This is a genomic window from bacterium (assembly GCA_023382385.1).
Taxonomy (GTDB): Bacteria; Electryoneota; RPQS01; order RPQS01; family RPQS01; genus JABWCQ01.
Genome location: JAHDVH010000002.1, coordinates 845716 through 871469, shown reverse-complemented (window position 1 = coordinate 871469; position 25754 = coordinate 845716). Strand labels below are relative to the sequence as shown.

Below are 25754 nucleotides of genomic sequence, written 5' to 3'. Positions count from 1 at the left end.
ACATGCTAATTGCACGGAAGTTTGCAAGTGACGCTTGAGGCAGGCGCATAAACGGAGGCCTTGCCTTCACCAGCACTGCAAGGGGAGTCACAGCCTGTACATCGAGCTTTCAGAGAAACCACGTGATTCGGACCAATTGGGTCAACTTGTACTTCTCGCTCGCCGCATCCGCAGACTGTCCACGATTCCTGATCAAAGCCGTCAATTTGAAGCACAATGTGCAGACGATGATTTGCGCTTCCTGCATCAAATGTCATAGCAAGATCGTTAATCTGAACGATCGTCGTATCGGACACTATCGTGTAGTCTTCAACGCAGCACGTACCTGTGGCTGTAACGCAGAATGTTTGTGCGTTGCTCGTTGCAAGGAATGAGCAAATTGCCAGTACCAATGTAAGTCCCTGCATTTCAGCCCCTAAAAAGCTTGATTATCGATTGATTCGCGGAGTTCGCTGTCGCTAAAAGCATATCAAAGTAAACGGAGAATGTCAAGACCATTTCACAATCATGAAGAAATTCACAGCAGAAGTACTCTGAAATCAGAAAGCTGGCATGAGTCCAGTGTTGCTGCACTGAAGAGACTGCAAGGCGAATTCTGGATCGAGGTTTCGAGTCTTGATACCGTGGGCGGTCAGGGTTTGCCGGGCTTGCTGGCGTTGGTCACGGATCCGCAGGACTTGCATGATTACACGCGCCCTCTGGATACTGCCGGAACGCCAATTCTTGCCTCACCCTACGTCATACACCGATCCCGGTGTGCTGAATATCGGAGACAGGTTCTACTATGTGGTGGTTGCGGTCAATTCGTAATCTCCGCTAAGAACGCATGTGAAGCCCCGCTTGTTTCGACAAGCGGGGCTTTTCTTTGAAGACAGTTTGAACTACAGTTTACTTTAGCAGGAGAAGTTTGACGGATTGAGACGTTGGAACCGTGATGGATGAAGAGAGTCGGGCGAGGTAGAGGCCTGTCGCTTGATGCTCCGCATTCCAGAGCACGGAATGCACGCCGGGAGCCTGTGTGGTGTGAAGCAGTGTTTCGACCTTGCGGCCCAGAACGTCGAAGACTTCGAGCAGAACGACCTGCTCGCGAGTCAAAGCATATTCAATGGTTACAGAAGAGTTGAAGGGATTGGGATAGACAGAATTGATCTCGAATCCACTAACTGCGGGAGTTATTCGCTCTTCAACCACATTGGGTTGACTCTCGAGCCAAGGGACAAACAAGACATCATTACCGAGAATCGTATCACCCTCTCCATCGGGATTAAGAAGGCTATGAAACGGACCGCTCTCCGCACCCCAATAGCAGTTTCGCGCATCAATGAAGCCTTCAAACCATTGATTTGTCGAGAATGCGCACGGTGTATTGCCTTGAAATGAGCAGTCTCTAAGGATGATTGAATCGTAGAGGCTTGTCATTAACCCGACAGAGTCTAACTGCGATACATTGCCTGTGAACTCGCAATCAGCTACAGTTGTAGTCCCATTGGTCGTCAGCACCGCCCAACCCTCCGCGGTGTTGTCGCGAAAAGTGCAATTGGATACCTGGTAGGCGCCGTAACCAAACGAAATTCCGGCCGTGCCCCTTATGGATGCAACATTCGACTCAAACAGACAGTTCTCTACACGTGCGGAGTCTCCCCAAAGCGAGAGCACACTTCCACCTCTGTTCGAGTAGAATGAACACCCTTCAATGACAACATTGCGTGTATCCGAGCTGATTGCTGTGTTCGCGAATCCATGTAGGTTTACATTCTCCCTGAAAATGGTTCCACGGACAACCAAATCGGCGTCATCCGCCGTAATGGCCGGGAGAAATGAATTGGTTGTTAGATTTGAATCCACAACAGAATCGAGGATCTGCGCCGATCCGAAAGTCAAGACAATTGCTGGTGCGCTAACTACTAAATTGTTATCAAAACGACAATTGCCAACAGTGAGTTGGGTGTCCGTCGCTCGTATGCAGGCTTGGGGATAAGAACTTCCTGTAATCCTGCCATTTGTCGTGAAACGGGTGCGATAGACGGATAACGCTGAACCTCCACGTATCCAGATACAGATTCCGAAATCTGCGAAACAATTGCTGAATGAGCAGTCGGAGATGCGAAGAAAAGATGACTCAGCGTAAATCGCGCCTCCCTCATAGCGGCCGTTTGATTGGCGAACGCCTTTCCCAAACTTGAAGCTGATTCCGATAACTTCCAGACTGCAACCCTGCATCAGCACAAGGCAACAAGACGTATCGGAAGTCACCGTGTCACCGGGTTGGATGATTGTCGTGCTTATATCGTTCTGATCGTTCGAATAGATGAAGTTACTTGCGAGTGTTCGAAGGCCAAGAGGAACACGAACAGTTTCATGGTAATAGGTATTTGATAGCAGGATTGTGTCGCTTATGCTTGATTGGTCGAAAGCCTCCTGTATAGTTACGGCATCTTCAGGAACTCTGATAATCGCTCCCTCGGAGTGTAAGCTTTCACTTAAGAGTATAGCAATAACCGCTATGCCGCTTAAGAAACGCATCTCTTGATCTTTCAGTTTGCGGGGCAAGTGTAGCACATCTTTGCCCAGGCCTGCTCGCCTTCATTGCAACCAATTCCACTTGCTCCGTCAACATACAGCCGGTATTCATGTCCATTGATTAGATTGACGGAAAAGTCGCCGCTCGCGCAGTTGCCTGTTGCACTAAAGGTTTGCGATAGAATCTCATTATCCGGATGAGGAGTCGTATCCCACAGTTTCACGACAAAAGTGCCACCGGCGCCTGCTTCAGAAACTCCAACATGAACCTTGTAACTTCCGCTATTCGCCGTACAAGTCCAGAACGCTTCAATTGCGTCAAATCGGCAGTTTCCATCGCATGTAAAAGACGCTTTCTGCTCTGACACAGTGGGGGCAGTGCACGCATTAAGTTGCCGAATTGTTAGCAGTGTAGTAGCCATAATCAAGGGCATTAGCACATACAGTGACTTCTTCATTGCAACCTCCTTGGGGATTGAGTGGTGCCGGAGTTTAAGCCAGGTCGGGTTGCCGTAATTATATCAAAAAAAAAAAAACAATTGTCAATAGGGGATTGCTATCGTGAATTGCTTCACAGGAGGAAGTTCCCAATAAACAGTTTGATATAACGAGCGTGTAAAATTCAGGCGGCCCGATGGACCGCCTTGCTTATCTGTGCGTTCGTGCTACCAAGAGCGATACCGCTCGCACGTTGCATTGAGTTACGGCACGGTGACAACGATGGCTTTGCAGTCTGATTCGCCGATACTGCGATACCCGTGCGGCAGCCGCGCGTTGAAGTAGGCGGTGTCAGCTTTGTGGAGTGTAATCTCTTCGCCTTCCACTTGCAGCCCGAGTGTGCCGGACAACACATAGATGAACTCGTGACCTTCATGCGTGTGCTGCGGAAGCGTGCCGTCTTCGTGACGCTTGATCGTCGCAAGATACTCATTGGACTTTCGATCAGTTGCCGAATAGTCCAAACACTCGAAACTATACAGCACTTCCTTGGTGTCCAGCTTCTCGTCGAACTGCATGCGTTCGGATGCACGCGTAATGGCAATTGTCTGGTGCTTGGACGGGTCGGCGAAGAAGTGATCCAATCCTACCGAGAAGACAAGTGCGATCCGAGAGAGGGTCTGTAGAGTCGGGACAACGTGATTGTTCTCAAGCTTGGAAAGCATGGCTGCGGAAAGGCCGGTGTGCCTCCCCAATTCGACTAAGCCCATGCTTTTTCTAAGCCTTAGCCGGCGAATCTTCTCGCCTAAAGTGTACTGCGCGAGGTAGGGAGTCAGCGTATCAATGGCCTCGGGGCTTGTCTTTTCATTGCGGGGAACATTGTTGCGCATGTTTTTAATTCCTATGACATCGAATTTGAAACCACGGAAACATTCTCTATTCATTCAAAGTTTTTTTAATGTAAGTCACTTTGAAGCTGTTGTCAAGACCCTGACGTGACAATATCTCAAAGCTGACCTTGTAACCGACTTAGTCAATCTAACCCAAAAAAGGGGAAACCATGCAATTCGTCAACATCCTTACCAAGATTCTCGTCATTGTCGGAGGCTTGAACTGGGGCCTTGTCGGACTCGCCAACTTCGACCTTGTTGCGACACTATTCGGAAACATGACCGGACTTTCGCGAACCGTCTATAGTCTGGTGGGGCTATCGGCTGTCTACCAGGCGTTCCGAATCAAATCTTAAGTTTGCTCAACCTTATTCCAGATAACTCACGCAAGAAGGACACAACCATGAATCGATTCATTACTCTGATCGCAGCTTCTTCGCTGCTACTCATGACGGCACTTGCCACAGCAGGCGACAAGAAGGCGCACACAGGAGCCGCTCTGACCAAGAATGCCGCACAGCAGGATATTGTCGCCACGGCGATCAGCGCAGGAAGTTTCAACACACTCGTCTCTGCGGTTCAAGCCGCGGGTTTGGTCGAGACACTGCAAGGACCGGGACCGTTTACGGTTTTCGCCCCTAACGACGCGGCCTTTGCCAAGCTTCCAAAGGGAACGCTCGAGGCACTGCTGGCAGACAAGGCCAAGCTTGCTTCCGTACTGACTTATCATGTCGTTTCGGGGACAGTAACTGCCGCGGATGCGCTGAAGCTTGCAGGGAAGGATGCAGCAACGGTCAACGGCCAGAGCTTCAAGGTTACAGTCAGGGACGGCGCTGTGATGGTTGACAATGCTACGGTGATCGCCACCGACATTCAGTGCTCAAACGGCATCATTCATGTCATCGACACGGTGATACTGCCCAAGTAAGCATCGCATCACTTTCGCGCACATAGGAATATAACGTGTCAGCGACTATCTGCGGGATTTGACGGGGATTGCCTGTCCGAACGCGGAGTCTCCCCTGCCGGAATCGGCCGGGCACCCGTCAATCTCTTTCTATAACGCGTCCGTCACTTGACGGGCGCGTTTTGTTTGGCTATCTTGAACCAAGAGATCATCTCCTCTTCACAGAAGGTCGGTCATGAAGATCACATTCCACGGAGCCGCCGGCGGCGTCACAGGCACAAAACATCTTGTTGAAGCTGGCGGCAAGCGTATTCTGCTCGATTGCGGCATGTTTCAAGGACGGCGCAAGGAAGCTCTTGAACTAAACTGGGGCATGCCTGAGGAATTGTCACATGTGGACGCAGTAGTCCTGTCGCACGCGCACCTGGATCATTGCGGCCTGCTTCCGTTATTAGTCAATCGCGGATATAAGGGTCCCATCTTTGCAACTTCTCCGACTATAGAAATTGCGGAATACATTCTGAAAGACAGTGCATCTATTCAGGAGAGCGACCGCCGCTGGTTGGAGAAGGAGCGTATTCCAGTTGAACATCCCGCTGAACCTCTGTACGAAGTTGACGACGTACCCGCGACAATGTCGAAGTTCCAAGAGTCGCCTTACGCCAAACCTTTGAATGGAAAGTGGCAGACTATTGTTCCCGGAGTCCGCTTGAAGATGTTCAATGCGGGGCACATCCTGGGTTCTGCGTGGGTGATGCTTGAATTTGACGGTGAAGCGGGTCCTGAGCGAGTTGCATTTTCCGGTGATGTGGGGCGGTTTCATACGCCAATCCTCAAGGATCCTGAGTATTGTGACGAGCAGTCTCCCGTGCTACTGCTGGAGTCAACCTATGGGAACCGCGTCCACAAGCCGCGCGAACTGGCCTATGAGAAGCTGCAGAAGGCTATTCAACGCGCAACGGACCGCAAGGGCAAGGTAGTGATTCCGGCGTTCGCTTTGGGACGCACACAGGAGTTGATCTACGTATTGCACCGGATGCACGATGAAGGGTCGATCCCCGAAATTCCAATTTACGTGGACAGCCCGCTCGGAATCAACATGACGGCAGTCTATCGTAAGCATCGCGAGCAGTACGACAAGGAGTCCAAGCAGGACTTTCCAGATCCGGGCGATTATCCATTGGTGGATGAACGCATCCTCTATACGAGGACTGTGCGTGAGTCCATGCAGCTGAACGACAAAGAGGGGCCGTTCATCGTCATTGCGTCATCGGGCATGTTGGAAGGCGGACGTATTCGGCACCATCTGCGCAATACTATCAGCGATGAACGCAACATCATCATGATGATCGGCTTTCAAGCGGAACACACCTTGGGACGGCGGCTGGTCGAGAGGGAACCGCAAGTGCGATTGTTCAACGAGTGGTACGACGTGAAGGCGGAGGTGATCACCATCAACGAATTCAGCGCGCATGCGGACGCCAAAGAACTGCACGCGTTCGCAGGAAACTTAGCCGGGCTACGAAAAGTGTTTCTGGTGCACGGCGAACACGATCAAGCCGTTTCTCTTCGTGACCGGCTTCTGTACGACAACGATCAGTTGGAAGTGAACATTCCGCAGCGCGGAGAAAGCTTTACGTTGTAGAAGACGCATCGTTATTGAGGGACTACTGTTCGCCCTGCCCCACTCACTTGATTTTGTAGAACAAGAAAAGCCCCCGCTCGGATGAGCGGGGGCTTCGTCGTGCAGGCTCTATAACTGCTTACTTCAGCAGGACAATCTTCTGCACCGCATCAAAATTCGGCGCAGTCATCTTCACAAGATACATACCCGTCGGCAGGTTGTCAGCATTGAAGGTAACCGTGTGGCGGCCGGCCTGAACCGTCGCGTCGAGCGGACGAGCGACTTCCTGACCGCGCACATTGTAAACAATCAATTGAACGTGAGCTTCATTCGGCACATCGAAATTCAACGACGTGGACGGATTGAAGGGATTCGGATAGTTCGCGTTCAACGCAAACTCGGTCGGCAGCACAGACGTCTCGTTTGCAGTCAGCGAGACGACCACTGTCACCGGAACTTCATACGGGCTTCCGGTGTCGTTGTGATCAATCGTCAAATTCGCCGTATACTCCCCAACCGGGAAGGCGGCCACGTTGGCCGTGACGGTAATGAATTGCGTGCCATTGACAGCGATGGTGCCTTGTGCAGGTGTTGCGACCAGCCAATTCTCATCACTTGTAATAGAATAGGTGACATCACAAGTCATGGCACCCTGCGTCGGGTTCGTAATTTCCATTCCGGACACGCCGTTCTGACCGAAGGTCGCGAAAATGTTCAGCGAGCTTACGTTAAACGTTGCGTTAGGTTGACGCATGCTGAAGGTACGCGTTGTTGCGCCACCGTCTTCAACGACGACGTTCTGAGCAACCTGATCGCAGTAACCCAGTTTGTGAGCGCGGACGGTGTAGGTGCCCGGGTCGACCGAGATGACAAAGTTACCTTGTGCATCGGTCAACGTGAACTCGGAAATCTCTTCGATCCAGACTTCACAGTTGGCAATAGGAGCGTTGGAACCAAACTCGCGGACGATACCATTGATTTCTCCTGACGGACCTGCCCAGAAGGACACGGACGTCAGGTTGGCCGGCGTGAACGGACCGGCACCGTTGAAGTTCAACAGAATACCGTCGGTTCCTGTTTCATTCTCGACACCAATCGTCATACTCGTGACGCCCGGAGCATCGCTGGCGACCAATTGATAGTTGAAGTAGATTCCGCCGCCCGCCTCAAGTACTATCTGGAAGGTGTAGCGCGCAGTCGAACTCGAAATGTGCGGTACGTTAATCCAGCTCATGATGAAGCGACCGTTCGCGGCATCCGAGTAGTAGAGGTATTGACCGCCGCCTGTGGGTGGATACAAGTCATCCCAGAACGGGCACAACACGGTGTTAGGCTCAGCAGCGGTCGGAATTGTGGCATTCGTGAAAGTCGCTGCCGTGCTGGTAAAGGAGGCAAAACCGTTCGAACACATTCTGATGCTGCTGTAGGTCTGACCGAAGTACTCGAAGTTGAAACCGAGCGGGAACGGCCCGACCGTCTGATCGTCGCCGGTGATTCCGGCAGGTGTACCGTTGCCGGTGATGTCAATCCATTCGTAGTCCGCGACTTCCCACGGGCTGACAATCGCACCGATGGCCGAGTTGGACGGGTTAGAGACGTTCGGGACTTCGTCAATGGCTCTGATGGTCCATGTGTAGAAGGTCTGATTGTCCGGCGGCGAGTCAATGTAGGTTGTCACGCCGGGAGCGGTCGTACCCACTTGATTGCCATCACGGTAGATGCGGAAGCCTGCAAGGTCAACCAAAGGCGTTCCGTCGGCGTTCGTGTTGGGCGCAACCCATGCCAGTGCCATTTGCGTAGTGCCAAGCGGATTGGCAACCAGACCGGACGGAGCGTTCGGCGCCATGTTGCACATCGCCGTGACCGTCAGCGTCGGACCGGATTCCTGACCGTTATCATACAGCGCCGTGACATAATACTGATACGGCGTGTTCTCGATGCGGTTCAAGTCGGTGTAGGTCAACACAGTGGCCGGAACCTGAGCGATCTGCGTGCCACCGCGATAGACGCGATAGTTCGTTACATCATCCAGACTGCGAGGCGTGCGGCCACCTCGTTCATCCGAGATGCGCGGAGCAATCGTCGGGAAGTGCGGCATGACCGCGCGGGCACCGCGAGCCTGCAATTCCGCAAGCGGAGTCACTTCGCAGGACGTGGTCATGCTCATTTCATCTACGTGCGTCGTCACTGTGACGTTCTGGTTTGACTTTACAACTTCCGTACGAACCGCAAGGTCTTCTGCAGACACACTTATCGGTGCGGGCGAAAGTTCCATCAAACCGCCGAACTGACCAATCGCATAGCAGCGCAGCATGGGAATCGTCAGCAGGCCGGGTTCAAACGCCGTCCAGGCCGTGCCATCGAAGCTGTACTTAAAGGTGTTGTTGATAAACGGAGTGTCGTTATCGCCGCCCAAGCCCAAAGCGTTGGCGCCAATCTGGCGAACGCCAACCCAGAAAACAGGACTCGGTATAGTCACCGGAGTCGTGAGTTCAACATCCTGGAAAGCGCCAACTCCATTCTTCAGGAAGTTCGTTACTCCCAGAGGAGTAAAAGTGGGAACTCCGGCATTGTCTGCAAACACCGCGACTTCCACCGGCACATTCTGCGGAACTTGCGCATCGGCACTCCAGAACGGCTTGATGCGTGTGACAGTGACGTTACCGGCAGTAGCCTGGAACTTCGTAGCCATCCAACCGAAGGTCGGGCTGCCGCCCCACCATGCGATACCCTGCACTTCGTTCGTACCGTCGTCGTAAGACAATTCAAATTCAGGCGGTGTGCCGGGGGCGAACCACGAGAGCACTATGCGGTCGTCGTAGTTTCCGTTCGCGGCCAAGCCCGTCGGTGGAAGTTCGCCGTAGAGCAACGTTACAGGATTTGTCAAGTCCGAAACGACCGGCGTTGATGCGTTGTTATCGCGAGCAGCGACGGCGTATTGATAGATTCCGCTGGCCGTCAAGGTTTGCGTGAACTGTGACTGCGTCGGGGTGCCTTGCAGAACCCAGTTTTGCTCACCTTGCAGACGGCGGTAGACCGGATAGTCATCCACCAACGGATCGGTCGAGTTATCCCAATCCAGATTCACAACACCCGTTGCACTGTTCACCGAGCCGACAAGACCAGTTGGGACGGGCGGATTCGCACGGCGCAACGTGATGTTCACGCCCGTGGTGCCGCCTTCCGTGTGATTCGGAACTGCAACAGTCGTCGTGTTGTAACCGGTGAGCGAACCTGTCACGGTGCGATTACCAGTTGCCACTTGTGCCAAGGTATACTGACCTTGCGCGTTGGGATTCGTTGTCGGCGTCCCGCGACCGCTGGCACGAACGAGCACCTGCGTTACGTTTCCTGTGCCGCCATCCAACGTTACTGTACCGGAAATCGGACCGTACGTCGGTTCGGGTGCCCAGAACGCCACAGCAGACTGGTTCGTCGGCGACCAGCCAAACGGACTCGTGCCGTTGTTGAAGAGCATGATCGCTTCGGTGCCGGCGGCATTCTCAACACCAACTGTTCCACTGCTGATATCCGACATGGACATGTACTGCAGCGTAATGGACGTCGGTGGCTCCAGAATCACCTGGAACGTGTAAAGATTGTTGTTTCCATAGTGCGGAACATCAACCCACGCGATAATCATGCGCTCGTTGTTGACGTCGTTGTACATGTAGACGTCACCGCCCGCGCCGGGATTCAAGTCGTCCCAGAACGGATAGATTGCCCCGTTCGGTTCAGCAGTGCTCGGTATCGCACCGTTGCCCAAGCTGGCAGACGTGCCTGTGAAGGATAGGAATCCGTTTGAGCAAACGCTGAATTGCGTGTAGTTGGTTCCGTAGAATTCAAAGTTCCACGGCAGCGGCATCATGCCGGAGTTAATATCGTCGCCGTTGACAATGACTGTGCCGACACCGACGATGTCGATCCACTCGTAGTCCACGATTTCCCACGGACTAAGCACAGCGGCGGTTGCGCCGTTGGACGGAGCCGACTCATTCGGCACTTCGTCGATAGCTTTGACTGTCCATGTATAGAAGAACTGCGGATTGGGCGGAGTGTCTGTGAAGGTTGTGACTCCCGCTGCAGTCGAACCGGCCAACACACCGGAACGATAGACGTTATATCCCGCGAGGTCGACCAACGGTGTCGCATCGCCGTTCGTGGTCGGAGCCACCCATGACAGCACCATTTGCGTGGAGCCTTGCGGTTCGGCTGTCAAGTTCGTGGGTGCTGCGGGCGGCATGTTACACATCGCGGTTACGGTCGGAGATGGACCGGATTCGCCGTTATCATAAACTGCCGTGACATAATACTGATACGGCGTATTCTCAACCACGCCGATATCCATGTAGGTGGTCGTGGGAGCCAGTACGTTGCCTACTTGAACAGCATTGCGGTAGATGTTATAGCTCAATAGCTCATCAAGCGCATTGCCGCCACGACGATCCACGCGCAACAACACTTGCGGAGCGCGGCTGTAAGGTGCAAACCACTGATCCAGCGGATTCTCGAAACCGGACTGACTATCATATGCCGCACGTGCGACGTATTCAACCTTTGTGGCACGCGATTCATCGAGCGGCGGCAAAGTGGCCGTCATTCTCGATGGAATGCGGTCTTCGGCGTAGCCGCCACGACCGTCAATCTGTACAAGTTCGATGCCGCCATCGCCACCAGCAAGGCCTTGCGGCGGCGGACCACCAACCCACGCGCGCATCATCCAGTCGTTGGATGTCCACAGGTTCCACGTCGGATAGGTGTTTGACCAGTAAGAGCGGAGATCCGGTGCGCTATTATCTGATCCGCAACCCGGTCCGGTGCCTCCCGGCGGGAACTGAATGACAATGTAGAAATCACCCGGCGCAGAGAGGAACACGGAGCCATCGGTTTCGGCGAACAGCCAACCCGGTGTTGCATCCGCGCCGATGTTTGTCCAAGAGAAGAGCGGGTTGTTCAAGTCTGCACCGGTATTGGATGCATTGGGACGACAGAGAGCCACCAAGGGAATTGGATCTTCCCGTTCCATGTAGATATTCGCTGCATAGAGCATCAGCGGATACGTCGCATCGGCAGGCGGTGTCATGCGCACGCAGAAGTAGTCATTCGGGCCGTTCGGGGTCGCGACGCGGAACCACGTTTCCGATGTTCCATCGTCGTAGAAAATTTCCTGACCTTCCGCGATGCCCGGCTCCAGCCAATTCAAGCGAATCCGGTCGTCATAGTTGCCGCTCCACCCAATCGATGTGACAGGCAAATTGCCGTAAAGCACGTTGATGGACGGAGAAAGATCGGACACCACCGGAGTGGAGACGTGGATATCGCGTGCCGCCACCGCAAACTGATAGATACCGGGACCAGGCAGCGTCTGTTCAAAAGACGATGTTGTCGGCGTACCTTGCAGCACCCAGTCCTGATCACCTTGCAAACGACGATAGACTGGATAGTCATCCACCAACGGATCTGTGGAATTATCCCAATCGAGAGTCACTACACCAGTCTGATTATTGGCCGAACCGACAAGATTCGTCGGGACAGGCGGGTTCAAACGAACGAGTGTTAAATTGACGTTCGTGGCGCCGCCTGCTGTGAGCACGATATCCTGACGAGCGGTGTTATAACCGGCCAGCGCGCCAGAAATGCGGCGATTACCCGTCAAGACGTTTGTCAACGTATAGCTGCCATTGGCGGCAGGATTGGTCGTCGGGTTGCCAATTCCATTGGCAGACACAGTCACAGACGTTATCGTTCCCGCGCCGCCATCGAGCGATACCGTTCCGGACACTGTGGCAAACTCAGGTTCGCCGAATCCCCAGAGAATGACATCGTCGATGTATACACCAGGATACTGCACGGATGCGTCTGAACCAAAGCTGAAACGAATAATCGGCGTGGTGCCCGCGAATTGACCTAATTGCACAACCATCAGACGCCATCCGGCAGCCGACTGATTGCCTGACCAGCCGGGCTCCTGAGCATGGCAGTTCGCATTACCCACCGTTGTAGCCTGACTGTATACGGGAGCAACATCCTGAACAATCACCCAGTTCTGACCACCATCCGTGCTGACCTTGATGTTGATACCGTCCCAACTCGTCTCGGCATTCAGCCACATGCGAAACTCAAGAGTCGCCGCATCCGATGAGACGGTCAATTCCTGATCGATATCGAGATAGTAGCAAGCAGAGTTGGCATAGTTTCCGGCGATAATGGTTCCCCAGCAGTTTTGACCGCTGTAGGCTCCGGCCGGACCAACTCCGGAAGGCGCGCCCCATTCCCAACCTCCGCTGGAAACCAGTTCGCCGTTATCTGCTTCAAAGTCGGAAAAATAGGACGGGTTGCCCACAACTGCGTTCACTGTTACCGCACCGCTAAAATATTGACCGGCGGCTGCGCGCAAATTGAATGTGTAGTTACCGGCCTGCAAGTTCGTGGCTGTGTAGGTCTGAACACCGGGGGCCACAGTTGCCAGCAAGGTGCCCGTTCCTACCGGACCCATCCAAATCTGAATGCCGCTCGGAGTCAACGGATTGCCGTTGGTGTCGTGCGTGGGGTCCACCCACGTGAAGACGACCGTGTTGCCACTCGGTGTCGCCGTGACGTTGGTCGGCGGGTTCGGCACGCCATCAGGCTGAGAAATCAAGAAAGAGGTCTGACTGGTCGGCAGCGTGCCATTGCCGTCGTAACAAACCTGCAATGCGTCCGTACCGGCGGCGTTTTCAATGCCTACCGTACATGTCGTGTTCCCGTACGTGCCGCCGACAAAGACGGTCTGATAGTTATACCGGATGTTACCGTTGGCGTACAAAACAATCTGAAACGAGTAAAGCTCCGTTGTCGAACCGATATGCGGCACGTTAATCCAGCTCATGATGAAACGCTGATTTGCCGCATCCGCATAATAGAAGAATGTTCCGCCCGAAGGTGGATACAGGTCGTCCCAGAACGGATACAGCGCACCATTGGGAGTTGCCGTTGACGGTATTGATCCGTTAAAGTACTCCGCGGTGGTGCTCGTAAATGATGCCCAACCGTTCGAGCACATTCTGACTGACGTATACGATTGTTCGTAGAATGAGAATGTGAAACCAAGGTTAAACGGCCCGACGTTTTGGTCATCACCTGTTATCCCCGCAGGCGTTCCGTTGCCTGTGATGTCAATCCACTCGTACGCCACCGTCTCAAAGACATAGTCATCAAGCGGCTGGCGTGGCTGGCGCGGCGACTGAAACGGAGAGTCGCCCAGTATCTTGCTTCCAAAAACTTCTTCTGCTTCAAGCGCAAGCAGGGACTCTGCTTTAGTCAGCGTTTCCCCGCTGGTTAACTTGTTCTTCAAGCGCACGACATCCGCTTCCGTCACTGCGAAGGCGGTCGTGACCATCGCCATTAGCACTGCACAGGCTAACAGCCCCTTCCAAATGGTGTTCCGGTGATTCATTCTGATGCTCCTTGCTTTCAGCTTATCGAACCGATTAATGTAAGTTACCTCAATCAGTATAAATAGTCAATGATGAATTAAGACGGATTTACATGTGGCTTTTGTGCGCAATTCTCGGCTGCGACTGAACATAGTTCAGCTCAAATGGTTTCACTTGCGCAAAATGCCCTGTTAATTATTATATAATATGCAAATAACTAACACCAAGATTGTCTGTGAACCATACACTTTGATACACTGACCAACGTTTTCTTGAGATGAATAAAGATTTTACCGAAGGGAAGTTATGGGAGGAGGTTACATAAGAAAAGGGCCGCACTCGGCGGCCCTAACAAACAACTATCATTCCAGTTTACGAGTTGGCTCGGAATCGCAGAGCAAGCACAGCCTGCCCGATGCACTCTCCTTGTGTCACGCCAACTTCGCAAGCCGTCCGGAAGTGGATTCCGCCATAGAGTCGGGAGTAGGCGGCATCCCAAGCTGCGTCTTCAAAGCTGTTGAACGTGCGCGGCGGGTAGGTCGCACTGGCGGTTGTGTCGGTAAATGTCACATTACCGAAGAAATCCTCGAGCACAACATAAACCGCACCGCTCTGTGTCGAGTGGCCACTGGTACACTCGGGGAAAGGCGGTGTCACAATCGGGGACAACCATCCTGCCGCACCGGGCACCAAGTCGCGAATCACGGAGATTGGTCGAGGGTAGTTGTATTCATACTTGCTGCGCCAGCAGGAAATGAACGCATCGTTCACGGCAAGTCCAACTTTGCAATATATCTCCGCAGCTTGCGCCAGATTGGCATTCTGCATGTTCAGAACGATGTTTACGATATTCAGCCAGTGGCCCGGAGGTGTTGGAGTACCGCCGCCATCTGCCCAGAATCGGGCACTCGCGAGCTGATCGGGATCGGCGGCCTGTACAACGTCATACACTTCCATCATCTCGATGTAGAACTGAGAAGACGGATCTTCCGAATACGGTGGCGGCGGAGACGGGAAACAATCCACACCGGCATCATCCAAAACGAATGGACGCTGATTTCCCCAGCAGGGTTCGAGCGGATTCTGCACGAAGGCCGGAGGAGTCGGAACCCACAATCCCGGGCCGGTCGGCACAGTGTAGGAGCAATTGTGATTGGCCGCGTAGCCATCTTGATCAGCACAGATCTTGATGATGTTGGCAACCAGATGTCCGTAGGTTTCAGAACGTTCGAGAACGTCCGCCGGAATGGTCAAAGCGTAGGCGTCGTGAAGTTCCGTGTACAACGACGTGGCAAGCGCCTGCACTTCGGGTGCTGCACTTGAAAAAAGATACTCGATGATGTCATAAGAGCCCTTGTTCACGACAGAGGGCCAATGATATTCCAGTGCGGGATTTGAGGCGGGTACCTGCGGCATTCCGTTGATCTGGCCGTAGAGCGAAATGTGCTCCGGCATTCCGTTGACCACAGATTCATAAATGACTTGACCGAGGTAACCGTAGGCACGAGCGGCGACCGGCGGTGTCATGCTGGCATTCTTCACCATCAATCGTGAGGTTTGAATCCACACATTGGCAACGTCATCTGAATAATCGGCAGTCTTCGATAGTGTCGGCTGCGGATTATTGTCGTCATCATCGTCATCCTTGTCGCAGCCCGCGAATACACCGACAAATGCTATCATGGTACAGAGTGTCAACCACCTGCACATAGCTGATCTCCATCTTTTCATCGATCGTTCTCCCCGTTCGGGTGACATTGTTCACAAACCAGTTAAGCTAATAGATGTATCCCGATTTCACGAATTAGCGCGGAAAGTCAAAGCGTTGACCTGATCTCCAACACAGCGGCCGGAAACAAGTCCAGCAGTGTTGCCAAACGTGTAATGAATTCCGCCAAGCAGACGTGAGTTTGCCGCTTCCTCTGCAGCCTCTGCAAGGGAGTTGTAGTGCCAGACACCGAAACCACGGTTGACGTGTGTGTCATCATCGAAGGGACACGAACCACCCATCATGCCTTCCAGTGCACGAGAGGTTGCTCCTGAACCGCTCGAATGCCCGCTTGTGTACTCTGGGAAGGGAGGTGTCGGCCATGACGGGTTCCAATCGGGATCAATATACCGCTGAATATACGTCACTGGACGGAGCAACCACCAATCATACTTGGCTTTCCAGCACTGAATAAAGGCATCATGCAACGCGATCGCTGCACGTGCATAGCACTCGGCGGCCTCTGCCAGGTTCATGTCGTATTGCACGCACAGGTCACCTGCAATCGCGTACCAATGTCCAGCCGGTGCGCCGGTTACTCCTGGAACGTCCGCCCAAAATGCGGCAATCGCACTATCCTGTGCCGTCTCACTTTGTTGTGTGGTCACAACTTCATACGCAGCCTGATACATTTCGGACGTGGGATCGGTTGACCAAGCTGGTGGAGGTGGAGGATCACATTCCAATGAACCTCCGTTGCGTCCCACAACAAATGTGCGGAGCGAACCCCAGCAGGGTTCATGCGGAGGAGCAAACTGCGGCGGTGTCGGTACCCAGTATTGGGGGCCATCCGGACTTGTGAATGTGCAGTTGGCACCCACCTGCGTGAAGAAACCATCCGTTGCACTCCACTCGCTCAGAGCCGTGCCAATCTGATTCCCGAAACTCTGCGATGCCGCGAAAACATCGGCACTCACGGTGGACTCGAAGGTGGCACTCCAGAATGCTTCATAGGCGGCAATTGAGTCGCGTGTCGCCTGCGAACTCGCAGCGAACAGAGTCTCGACCACGCGTCCTACCGCCGCATTCATAACCGTTGGCCAGTGATACTCCTGTCCTGCCGACCGCGCGGGGAGAGCACCTAACTCGATGAGTTGATTGCCAAGTGACACGCGTGTCGGATCGCCCTGCACGACTCCTTCGTAAATTGCGACACCCAAGTAGCCGTAAGCGCGCGACGCAGGACACGGGCCGATTGCCTCAGACTTGACCATCCGATAGACAAAATCCGACCAGCCGATCGCTACAGAAGCATCGTATGACGATGACGGCGGAGGTCCATGTTGTGTGTTCTCATCATCATCATCCTTGTCACAGCCTGCGAACAGAGCAACGGCAACCAGCATGGCGCTAATTACAAACCAACGTGTCACTCCAGTCTTCAAATGCTTCATCTGGTTTCTCCCCAGTTTTGTGAGTTTTTCAGCGGGTCGGCTCGCGATTGCCGCTAACGGATTAGTGGTTCTTTTTTTCCAGCTTCTCTGCTTCGGTTTCCCAACCTTGCGGACCCGACAGCGGCGCGCGAAAACCGCTGACATCCAGCAGTTCAACTTTTATACCAACGTTCTCCAGCACCCTTCGGCTGCGATCTTCGCCGGGATAGCTGCCGAAAACCTTCACATGTTTGATGCCCGAATTGGCAATCATGCGCGCACAGATAGGGCAAGGGAACACGGTTACATATATGTCTGCCCCTTCCACAGACACGCCATTTCGGGCACATTGCAAGAGGGCATTCTGTTCCGCATGCAAACAGACACACAGCTCGAGCCGCTCGCCGGACTTGATACCTTCAATATCGCGCTCACAGCCCCCGAGCTCTTCAGGGTGCGGGTGACCGGCAGGCGGGCCGTTATACCCTGACGCGAGGATCTGATTGTTGCGAACGATAAGCGCACCAACCGCGCGGCGCAGACACGCCGAACGCATGGATACGAGATTGACGATATTGTAGAAGTATTCGTCCCAGGAAATGCGGTCTTTTTTCTGTATCATGTGCGAGCGGTGGGTTCCCAAACAAACCGGCGGTTGCCTTGTTTCAGGTAGCGGAAGAATCCTATCAGGAGTGCAATGTTCATCGCAACAAAGTGAAAGAGCGACGTAATCGGAGGCACGCGTACTTGTAAAGCCACTAAGACTGCACCGAACAAAGCGGTTCCGTAGAGCGCAAGCTGTCCATACAGTAGCACGCGATACAGCGGACTTTGAATAAGCAAAGCATTCGCGACCAGCGCGATAAGCATCAAGAACGGAAACAGCCAGCGAATGACTTTGTGGGCAAAGAACGTGTAAGCTGCAATGCCGTAACGTGGATGCAGTATATCCAAGTAGCGGAAAAGCGTCTGATAATTCCCCACACCTATACGAATCCGGCGGCGGAACTCTTCGCGAAACGACTGCCCCGAACGTTCAAAAGCCTTGGATTCCATTTCCCAGACCGCTCGCTTACCTGCCAATACCGCCCAAATCATCGGCGTCGTATCATCATTGGCCGAACCGGGTGGAAACGGCCGATACAATTCGCGGCGAATCGCCAACAGCATTCCGAGTCCGCCGGACATGCCGCCTATGTGGCTTTCGAGGGTCTTGAGTCTGTTTTCGTGCGCGGTGTAGTGTTGCTCTTCGAGGGCAAGCTCGTCGTCACGCTCACTCTGCGCATAACGCCCAGCAGAAACAACACCAACTTTGTCATCGGCGAAGTGCCGACACGCCATTTTGAGTGCCTGTCTATCCCACAAAATGTTTGCGTCGCTGATGACGACGATATCTGCATCGTGCGCGATTTCAAAGAGCTGATTCAAGACCAGCGGCTTGCCGTTACGGCCACCCAGACGAACAAGCTTTGCGCGAGGATCAGTTATCGACTGGACAATATCATCCGTCTTGTCGGTGGAACCATCCGAACCAACATAGACGGTCAACTTGTCAGTTGGATAGTCTTGATCGAGGCAGTTCTGAACCTTGCGGCCGATGACCGCTTCCTCATTGTACGCAGGTATCATGACGGCCACTCGGGGCCAGTCTGTTTCCGGCATCTGCGGAGGATTAACGTACGGTTTGCGAAAAAGCTTGAGAGTTAACGGGTAACCCAGAAACGTGAACACCATCAATCCGGCGGAAATCCAGAAGACGCATTGGAGGAGTACTTCAGACACGGCCGAAGCTCCGATACCGATAGTTCACAGAAACAATTCGAAACAAAATGCAGAGAATTCAGGCAGTCCGCTCGAGGCCGTCGAAGTATCGTTTACCTGCTCGAACCTGCGGGCGCAACCGCTGCGAAACTTCGGGCACTCCAGCACCGGATTGCAGTTCCAGGAATGCCTTGCGAAAGGCCTCTGGTGCATTTACGGTGGGGTCATTAAGGTCATACGTGCGAATCAAGCCCTGCAGTCCATAAAGGAAGAGCTCGGTCGACAGTCCGCCGCTTTGATAGAAACTCGTCTGGTAGGTCCAGGTGTCATTGCCAGTTTCTGAAAAGAACTTCGGCAGATTCTTGGATGCGATAAGCTCTGATGGACCCGCTCCATTGCATAGCGCATCACATGCCTCGGAAAGTGACAGGCGCAATTCGGGACGGCAATCACACTTGAGCAGGTAGTCGCTCAGAAAGTCGCTATGCCGCGGCGTGAACGACTTCCCGCCGGTTTCCACGATGAGTCGATACTCGTCACGAGCCGTCATATAATGATGGCGCGCACCTGTGTTGTGAATTAGTACGGCTCCGGTTTCGAGTTCTGCAATGAGATGCTTGCCAAGCGACAAGCTGGAGGTTTTTAAGACAAGATCTGAGTAGCGCACTTTGATAACACTAAAATGGATTTATGAGGCGAATCCGGTATCCGTCTCGAAGGAAGTTATTTGAGTTTTGCGACTTTGATTCCTGCCCCTTGACGATTCAATTCAAAGATGGTCAGGTCAAGCAAGTCGGAAAAGAGTCTTAGTTGGTCTGTTGATAGCACGCGAATAATTTCACCGTCCGAAAGCGGATCGGGAACAGCAAATTGCAAGAGTTGCTCCGTCCCGACTTGCCGAAACTCCAGACTGAACCCCGCTCTCGTATGGAAAGTGATGTCCGTTTCGGAGCGGGCTGTTGAAGCGATGTCCGCAGCAGTTTGCACGATGTAGCGAGCGGCCTTGATCAATTCCGCCAACTCATTGGCATCGACAACGACTTCGCTATAGATGCGCTCTCCTTCAAACACACGAATCGTAGCCGCGAAATGGCGCACGGTGTCACCCGGAGTGAAAGCAATGTCCGTCAGGATTTGCAGCAGCTCGCCGGTGACTTTTTCCTTGCGGCCTGAAACGAGCGCAATCTGCCCGACCGGCAACTTGTCGCGAAACAGCGTGCGGCCCGGCTGGGCAAGCTGCCACTCGTAGTCCGTGGCGATCTTGGCCGGTGGCTGCGCAGTACTAACTGCCGACAGCAATGCGACCGTAAAAACTATGCAAGGCACGACTTTCACTGTGAGTGTTGCCAGCAATACTTTGAGCCGACAATCGACTTGCGGCTGCACTGCTTTCCTTTGCTCGTCTGGGCGGCACATTGCGGGCGTTCGGCTTTCGCAGGTTTGTCCGGTTTGGACTTCTGAGAAACATCCGGGATCGTTGCGGACATCCTCCCAAGAACCTTGGATACCGGTACCCAACCTTCGACCAAAATCCTTGCCCAACCAGCGACCGTGTCTATCACCTGAATGCGGCTGTCGTCCGTGAAACCGCCAGCTATTGGACCCGCAGGTATTACGTAAGTTGTATCAAAACTTTGCTTTACGACAAGAACCGAGTCATGCTTCGCTAGCGAATCGGGCAGCTCCTGTGCTTGGCTGCCTCCCGTCACGACAAGGACGAGCCATAATATGATGCCAATCCGTCTGCCCAAGCAGGCTCCTGCGGAATCTTTATAATGCTAAGTTGAGTTAAATATAAGGTTTTCCGCTTGCGTCCGCAACCGCTTTGGAGGCAGAAATCGGAAAGCCCAGGCGGTGCTCTTCGCAATCTACGCAGTGCACTCTGCTTGCGAGGGCAGGCAACCTTTATTATATTGTCAAAACAACAGGATGAGACCGACCACCGGCCTAACGTGAAATCTCTCGACCTCGACACCCTGAAGCGCTATTCGCGCGGCGAACTCAGCCACAAGACGTTCATGGCTGTCCATCAGGACGCTGGTGAACTATTGGACTTGCTGTTCCAGAATTTAGGGAAGTCAGAGCAGGTGGCCTCCATTCAAGACTGGCCCCTGCCGCGCAGGCAGAAGAGACTTGGCCAGTATGTTGTGCTTAAAACGATGATGCTGTTCACACCCTTCTGTTTGATCGTCGGAGCAGCACTTGCCAATCAGCGTCCTGTTTTGGGGTTCTCCGTCATGCTCGGCTGGCTGGGGCTCTGCTTGGTCGGCGGGGGATACCTGCTTTGGGACCGCTACCGTGTCCTGAATTCCAAAGAAGGCAAATCGGTGCTGGTCGTCACCAATCGCCGGTTGATGCGGATCTGGCTTGACGGTTCGGAAACGGTGCAGGCTTGGTGGTTGACGGACGACCCAAATAAAAAAAAACGGATTGAACCAGTCTCCGACACGGTGAGTTTGTTGTTGGAATTGGATATGGGCAAGCCGTCATCTAATTGATCTCGCATGCCGCTCGCAACTATTGTTGTGAGCGGTTTCTCTTTCCCCTTCTCTCCATCTACAAATCTGTTCTCGTGTGCTGCGCCGCCCAGTGTCTGCACGTTTGTGACTTCAAAGGTATCATTTGAAAGTTAGTGTAGGCACAATTCGCGGACTGATTGACTGGTTCGCGCGCAATAAACGTGCGATGCCGTGGCGAAAGACACGCGACCCATACAAAATATGGGTGAGCGAGATTCTGCTGCAGCAGACGCAAGTCACAACGGTCGAACCGTATTTCCAACGGTTTATCAGGACATTTCCGACTGTGGAAGCGCTCGCAAACGCGCCGCTCGACGAGGTTTTGAAGATGTGGGAGGGCTGCGGCTACTATGCTCGCGCACGCAACCTCCACAAGGCAGCCAAACAGGTTTTGGGTATGGGGGGAAAGCTTCCGAGGTCAAGCGCGGAGCTTAAGAAACTTCCCGGGATTGGCTCTTACACCTCCGCGGCCATCGCGTCGCTGGCTTTCGGCGAAGCTACTCCCGTCATGGACGGCAATGTCGAGCGTGTGATGGCTCGTGTGACAGGTGAAGGGGGACTGATCACGGAGCGCGAAGTCAATGCCAGATTGAAGGCTGCTGCTGAATCGTGGATGCAAGCGGCGGTCAGGTCTGGCTTCGCGCCGGGTGACCTGAATGAATCTCTCATGGAACTCGGAGCGACGGTCTGCAGACCGCGCGAGGCGTTGTGTTCTGAGTGTCCGCTCAAACGAGTCTGTATTGCGCGGAAGACTCTGGACGACGTGACCGTCCTGCCGCGCAGACGGGCAAGAGCCGCAACGCCGCATTATGATATTGGGGCGGCTATCGTACGCAAGAACGGACGAATCCTGATTACCAAGCGGCCTGAACATGGGATGCTTGGCGGACTCTGGGAGTTTCCCGGAGGCAAGAAAGAGCATGGCGAAACGCTGGAAGAGTGTGTACGGCGTGAAATGCTCGAAGAACTGGCCATCCATGTCCAAGTTGGCGAACTAATCGCCAGTGTCAAGCATGCCTATACGCACTTCAGAATTACCTTGCACTGTTTTGAGTGTGAACATATCGGTGGAAAGCTGAAGCTGCTTCATGCCGCGGATGCAAAATGGGTGCGGCCATCCGAACTTTCCAACTACGCATTTCCTAAGGCGGATCGCGTGGTTTTGGATGAGTTGACTCGATAGAAACCTATCTTTGACGAATGCTGGGTTGTCACGCCGCGAATTCTCGTCGCTGTCATCACTTGGCATGTCTAAGTGACTCCGGAAGTCTCTCGCGAGAGGATTGAGTCAAATATTCGATTTGTCACACATCGCAGACGTTTCTTGAATAAACGAAAGTCAGAAATCAAAGAGGGAGTTATGAAGAACTTCGGTCTCGCAGCAGTCGTTTTGTCGTTCTGCATATGTTCATTTGCTTTTGCCGCCGATGATGTGGTATTACCGGGTTTTGAAGGCACCGCCAAGATCACCAGAGGTCCTGAGTATGTTACCAGGCCCGCGATGATCGTTGCATCAGCGTATTTGCGTGCAGCCGACTTAGCCCCCGAGGGCGGCTGGGGCGAAAAAGACTATGAAGGAGCCATCGAGGCTATGGCAGCGAACGGCGTCAAGCGTTTGATGGACTACATGGCCGAAAAGTCCATTCAACCCGCAGGCCCTATGTTCTCCGTGTGGTATGAAGATCCGTCGTCTACCGCCGCAGGCTCGTTGACGTCGAAGTGGTGCTTTCCCATCGCAGCAGACAATGAACCGACTGTAAATGTGACGATCGAACAAATGCCGGAGATGCAGGTTGTCTCCTGCACGTATGAAGGTCATCCCAATTCCTCTATGAATGCATGGGAGGGACTCATGAAGTTTGCCGAGGCAAACAACCTTGAGTGGGCTGGCGCGCCGATGGAGGTCTATCATAAGTTCAATATGGACTCCAAGAAAGCCGAAGACTGGCTGTGCGAAATTGTCTGGCCGGCGATGAAGAAGCAAGCGCAGATGGAGGGAGGCAAGGAGTAATCACGTCTTTGTCATGCGGCTAAGATTTGATTGTCCCTGATGTTGCGGCGGTTGTTGGAAAGGAAAAGGCCGGAGCTGAGTGCTCCGGCCTTTTGAGTTGCATATATAAAGGAAAGAGTTAACTTATCCGATATGGACAATTACCTCATCGTTGATGGCGGAGGAACACACTCCAGCGGCTGGCTCATCACGGCTGACGGGCGCCTGCTGTGTTCTGCGGAGGCCGGGCCTTCAAATGTCGCGAGGCATGGGCCGGAGGGGTTGCGCAGTGCCCTTGCAGACTTACTCAAAATGTGTCCGGACGCTCATTCATGTAAAGAAGTCGTGCTCGGACTTGCCGGAGTCGGTCGTGCGCGCGAGCTGGAGATCGCTAACACGGTCGCGAGAGAGTACTGGCCGGAAAGCAGAGTGCATATCGTGACCGACGCACACTTGGCTTACGCAGGAGCCTTTTATAAAGGAGAGCACGGGATACTTCTGATTATCGGCACGGGTTCGATTGCTTTCTATCAAAACCCGCAGGGCCATGAGTTCTTCCGCGCGGGTGGCTGGGGTCCCCTTCTGGGTGATGAAGGAAGCGGCGCGTGGATTGGCCGCGAAGCACTCAGGCTGTGTTTGCGCGAAAGCGAGCGCGCAGAGCTTTCCCCTTTCCATGCCGCAATTCTCGAAAAACTCCAAATCGGATCGAGTTCTGAGATCATCACGAAGGTCTACCGTGAGGATTTCGGCCCAACCCGCTGGGCTGAGCTTGCGCCTATCGTTTTTCAATTTGCCGACGAGCAGCCCGAAGTCGGCGGAATCCTGGAGTTTGCAGCACTTGAGTTGATTGACCAGGTCGAACGCTTGCTTGAAGATATGCCGCAAAGTATGCATGTGCTTCCGCTCGCAGTGACCGGAGGATTATGGGAACGGAGAGACATTCTCAAACCACTGCTCGAAGAGGAAATCACTTTACGAAACCTGCCGCTGCGAATCGTCGAACCCGAAGGCGGACCAATTGAAGGCGGATTTTCTATTATAAGGATGGCGGGGTAACCTTCGATCCGCTCCACGCCCCGCTCTCCTTCGCGCGGCGAGACGCTTGCTGTTTAATTACCGGTATGCCAGTCAACGATCTCACGTGTCGTTCGAATGACGGACCCCTCGATTTCCTCCTCTTTGATAATCCCGATGTCCCCCGTCTTAAGGTAATACTTGATGCTGCGGTTGGTGCCCCGAATAAATCTCTGATAGATGGTCACGCCCGAGAAGACTCTACCAGCGACAATCACCGTGACGTTGCTTGTCGTCACGATGACGCTATCTCCGTTGAAGCTCCAGAATCCTGAAGATGCCGGAACTCGCAAAAGTAAATCTGCCGGAGTCGCATCAAACGGAAACTCATCCTGATAGAGTCCGTCGTTTCGATTACGCCAATAGTAGAGCGAGTCCGTCCCGGCCGAATCAGGCCAATAGTTCTGCACCACAAGATAGTAGTCTAAACCATCGTTGAACTCTGCGCGGGGAATTCGGCGCATGACCCGATAGTTGGTACCACTTGGAGGATCTACCTCATACGTCCAGAAGTATCCGAGGCAAATGGGAATCGCGCCTTCCGAACAGAACACGTAATTAGCCTGGACGTAATTCGACCAGCCTGACGCACCGACCTCGTTCGCGGCGCGAACCCCGTAGTTATACAAGGCCATGGCGTCGCCTAGTGAGTCGAAATAGACGGTCGTGTTGGCCGGTACGGTATCAATTACGCCGAACGGCTGACCGGAAATGTTGCGGCCGATTTGGAATGACGTCTCGACCACGGAGTTGTCTGTCCAAGAAAGACGCACTCCGGTGCCCAAGATGACTTCTGCCTGGAGGTTTGAGGGCGGCGCCGGCGTGCCGACTGCCGGGGTTGTTACCTGCGCCGAATCAGCGGACATCGTCAACAACGACCCGGCCCGCGCACCAACTCGATAGTAGTAGGTGGTTAGGGCAAGGCAGGTTGAATCATTAAAGGATGTCGCGTTGTCCGGCGCTTCGCCTACGCGTGTCCAATCTGTTTCAATAGTTCTGCGGTCGATAACAAACACGACAGGGTTCGGCGCGGTGTCATTCCACGTGACGCGCACGACGTACGGGGCGAGGGCATTAGCCTGCACGTTCGTGGGGGCTGGCGGCGGATTGACGGATTGCGTATTGACGTTGATCGTATTGGACGCATCGCTGCGACCTGCGTTGTTCACGGCGAAGACGCGGAACTGATAAGGCGTTCCGGCGTTCAATCCGCCAACATAGGCTTCGGTGACATTCGCGCCGACAGTCTCCGCAAGTTCCCATGTTGTTCCTGTCGACTTCTCAACCTCAAAACGCTCCTCGTTGTTTGAGCGGTCGTTCCATGTCATTCGCACAGAGCTGTGTGTTATCTCGATCGCAGCGAGCAGATTGGGCGCAGTCGGAGGAGTTGGTTGCGGGTTCTTCTCCTCGTCACACGACAGAGTAAGTACGGCGATGATGGCAAGCAGTGCGATGATGCGAGACATGTTTCCCTC

The 25754-nt window shown here is 53.6% G+C and carries 20 protein-coding genes; 7 read left to right on the top strand and 13 right to left on the bottom strand.

The window, feature by feature from the left end:
- Positions 1-5: 5 nt before the first annotated feature.
- The 4 genes from KJZ99_08045 to KJZ99_08030 form a co-directional block, all read right to left on the bottom strand.
- Positions 6-407, bottom strand: coding sequence for a hypothetical protein (locus KJZ99_08045; protein MCL4305853.1), 402 nt, complete (start codon positions 405-407; stop codon positions 6-8).
- A 481-nt stretch (positions 408-888) separates the two neighbouring features.
- Positions 889-2559, bottom strand: coding sequence for a right-handed parallel beta-helix repeat-containing protein (locus KJZ99_08040; GenBank protein ID MCL4305852.1), 1671 nt, complete (start codon positions 2557-2559; stop codon positions 889-891).
- The gene (locus KJZ99_08035; GenBank protein ID MCL4305851.1) at positions 2535-2978 is read right to left on the bottom strand and encodes a hypothetical protein; all 444 of its coding nucleotides are present in this window, start codon (positions 2976-2978) and stop codon (positions 2535-2537) included. The genes KJZ99_08040 and KJZ99_08035 overlap by 25 nt, the downstream gene beginning before the upstream one ends.
- A gap of 243 nt (positions 2979-3221) precedes the next feature.
- Positions 3222-3848 carry an XRE family transcriptional regulator gene (locus KJZ99_08030; GenBank protein ID MCL4305850.1) on the bottom strand — a complete coding sequence of 209 codons (627 nt, stop codon included), beginning with the start codon at positions 3846-3848 and terminating at the stop codon, positions 3222-3224.
- 170 nt (positions 3849-4018) lie between these two features.
- Between KJZ99_08030 and KJZ99_08025 the strand changes: the two genes are divergently transcribed.
- From KJZ99_08025 to KJZ99_08015, 3 genes are all read left to right on the top strand, one after another.
- Positions 4019-4204 (top strand): DUF378 domain-containing protein, encoded by a 186-nt coding sequence (locus KJZ99_08025; GenBank protein MCL4305849.1) that lies wholly within the window; start codon positions 4019-4021, stop codon positions 4202-4204.
- Positions 4205-4251: 47 nt separating this feature from the next.
- Positions 4252-4776: a fasciclin domain-containing protein gene (locus tag KJZ99_08020; GenBank protein MCL4305848.1), complete on the top strand. Its 525-nt coding sequence runs from the start codon at positions 4252-4254 to the stop codon at positions 4774-4776.
- Positions 4777-4990: 214 nt separating this feature from the next.
- On the top strand, positions 4991-6400 hold the full coding sequence (locus tag KJZ99_08015) for an MBL fold metallo-hydrolase (protein ID MCL4305847.1): 1410 nt from the start codon (positions 4991-4993) through the stop codon (positions 6398-6400).
- Positions 6401-6518: 118 nt separating this feature from the next.
- Here the strand turns inward: KJZ99_08015 and KJZ99_08010 are convergent, their stop codons facing one another.
- The 8 genes from KJZ99_08010 to KJZ99_07975 all read right to left on the bottom strand — a co-directional run bounded on the left by KJZ99_08010 (position 6519) and on the right by KJZ99_07975 (position 20447).
- Positions 6519-13814, bottom strand: coding sequence for a carboxypeptidase regulatory-like domain-containing protein (locus KJZ99_08010; GenBank protein ID MCL4305846.1), 7296 nt, complete (start codon positions 13812-13814; stop codon positions 6519-6521).
- A gap of 352 nt (positions 13815-14166) precedes the next feature.
- On the bottom strand, positions 14167-15504 hold the full coding sequence (locus tag KJZ99_08005; protein MCL4305845.1) for a vanadium-dependent haloperoxidase: 1338 nt from the start codon (positions 15502-15504) through the stop codon (positions 14167-14169).
- A gap of 87 nt (positions 15505-15591) precedes the next feature.
- Positions 15592-16956 (bottom strand): vanadium-dependent haloperoxidase, encoded by a 1365-nt coding sequence (locus KJZ99_08000; GenBank protein ID MCL4305844.1) that lies wholly within the window; start codon positions 16954-16956, stop codon positions 15592-15594.
- A gap of 61 nt (positions 16957-17017) precedes the next feature.
- Positions 17018-17557, bottom strand: coding sequence for a dCMP deaminase family protein (locus tag KJZ99_07995; protein ID MCL4305843.1), 540 nt, complete (start codon positions 17555-17557; stop codon positions 17018-17020).
- Positions 17554-18717, bottom strand: a complete 1164-nt coding sequence (locus KJZ99_07990; protein MCL4305842.1) for a glycosyltransferase — start codon at positions 18715-18717, stop codon at positions 17554-17556. The genes KJZ99_07995 and KJZ99_07990 overlap by 4 nt, the downstream gene beginning before the upstream one ends.
- Positions 18718-18775: 58 nt before the next feature.
- The gene (locus KJZ99_07985; protein MCL4305841.1) at positions 18776-19246 is read right to left on the bottom strand and encodes a hypothetical protein; all 471 of its coding nucleotides are present in this window, start codon (positions 19244-19246) and stop codon (positions 18776-18778) included.
- Between the two features lie 173 nt (positions 19247-19419).
- Positions 19420-20022, bottom strand: a complete 603-nt coding sequence (locus KJZ99_07980; protein MCL4305840.1) for a hypothetical protein — start codon at positions 20020-20022, stop codon at positions 19420-19422.
- A 5-nt stretch (positions 20023-20027) separates the two neighbouring features.
- Positions 20028-20447: a hypothetical protein gene (locus tag KJZ99_07975; protein MCL4305839.1), complete on the bottom strand. Its 420-nt coding sequence runs from the start codon at positions 20445-20447 to the stop codon at positions 20028-20030.
- Positions 20448-20648: 201 nt separating this feature from the next.
- Here KJZ99_07975 and KJZ99_07970 point away from each other — a divergent pair, with 201 nt between their 5' ends.
- The 4 genes from KJZ99_07970 (at position 20649) to KJZ99_07955 (ending at position 24261) form a co-directional block, all read left to right on the top strand.
- Positions 20649-21194 (top strand): hypothetical protein, encoded by a 546-nt coding sequence (locus KJZ99_07970; GenBank protein ID MCL4305838.1) that lies wholly within the window; start codon positions 20649-20651, stop codon positions 21192-21194.
- Between the two features lie 124 nt (positions 21195-21318).
- A complete protein-coding gene (gene mutY, locus KJZ99_07965; protein ID MCL4305837.1) occupies positions 21319-22398 on the top strand; it encodes an A/G-specific adenine glycosylase in 1080 nt (359 codons plus the stop codon).
- 177 nt (positions 22399-22575) lie between these two features.
- Complete coding sequence (locus tag KJZ99_07960; protein ID MCL4305836.1) at positions 22576-23226, top strand: GyrI-like domain-containing protein; 651 nt, start codon at positions 22576-22578, stop codon at positions 23224-23226.
- A gap of 132 nt (positions 23227-23358) precedes the next feature.
- Complete coding sequence (locus tag KJZ99_07955; protein ID MCL4305835.1) at positions 23359-24261, top strand: hypothetical protein; 903 nt, start codon at positions 23359-23361, stop codon at positions 24259-24261.
- Between the two features lie 53 nt (positions 24262-24314).
- Here the strand turns inward: KJZ99_07955 and KJZ99_07950 are convergent, their stop codons facing one another.
- Entirely contained in the window at positions 24315-25745 is a 1431-nt protein-coding gene (locus KJZ99_07950) for a fibronectin type III domain-containing protein (GenBank protein ID MCL4305834.1), read from the bottom strand.
- Positions 25746-25754 lie beyond the last annotated feature (9 nt).

Bases quoted from the DNA above. Each gene is read 5' to 3' on its own strand.
- KJZ99_08045 (MCL4305853.1), bottom strand. From the start codon at position 407: ATGCAGGGACTTACATTGGTACTGGCAATTTGCTCATTCCTTGCAACG.
- KJZ99_08015 (MCL4305847.1), top strand. From the start codon at position 4,991: ATGAAGATCACATTCCACGGAGCCGCCGGCGGCGTCACAGGCACAAAA.
- KJZ99_07985 (MCL4305841.1), bottom strand. From the start codon at position 19,246: ATGACGGCTCGTGACGAGTATCGACTCATCGTGGAAACCGGCGGGAAG.
- KJZ99_08030 (MCL4305850.1), bottom strand. From the start codon at position 3,848: ATGCGCAACAATGTTCCCCGCAATGAAAAGACAAGCCCCGAGGCCATT.
- KJZ99_08025 (MCL4305849.1), top strand. From the start codon at position 4,019: ATGCAATTCGTCAACATCCTTACCAAGATTCTCGTCATTGTCGGAGGC.
- KJZ99_07995 (MCL4305843.1), bottom strand. From the start codon at position 17,557: ATGATACAGAAAAAAGACCGCATTTCCTGGGACGAATACTTCTACAAT.
- KJZ99_08005 (MCL4305845.1), bottom strand. From the start codon at position 15,504: ATGTGCAGGTGGTTGACACTCTGTACCATGATAGCATTTGTCGGTGTA.
- KJZ99_08010 (MCL4305846.1), bottom strand. From the start codon at position 13,814: ATGAATCACCGGAACACCATTTGGAAGGGGCTGTTAGCCTGTGCAGTG.
- KJZ99_07950 (MCL4305834.1), bottom strand. From the start codon at position 25,745: ATGTCTCGCATCATCGCACTGCTTGCCATCATCGCCGTACTTACTCTG.
- KJZ99_07960 (MCL4305836.1), top strand. From the start codon at position 22,576: ATGAAGAACTTCGGTCTCGCAGCAGTCGTTTTGTCGTTCTGCATATGT.
- KJZ99_07955 (MCL4305835.1), top strand. From the start codon at position 23,359: ATGGACAATTACCTCATCGTTGATGGCGGAGGAACACACTCCAGCGGC.
- KJZ99_08000 (MCL4305844.1), bottom strand. From the start codon at position 16,956: ATGAAGCATTTGAAGACTGGAGTGACACGTTGGTTTGTAATTAGCGCC.
- KJZ99_08020 (MCL4305848.1), top strand. From the start codon at position 4,252: ATGAATCGATTCATTACTCTGATCGCAGCTTCTTCGCTGCTACTCATG.
- KJZ99_08035 (MCL4305851.1), bottom strand. From the start codon at position 2,978: ATGAAGAAGTCACTGTATGTGCTAATGCCCTTGATTATGGCTACTACA.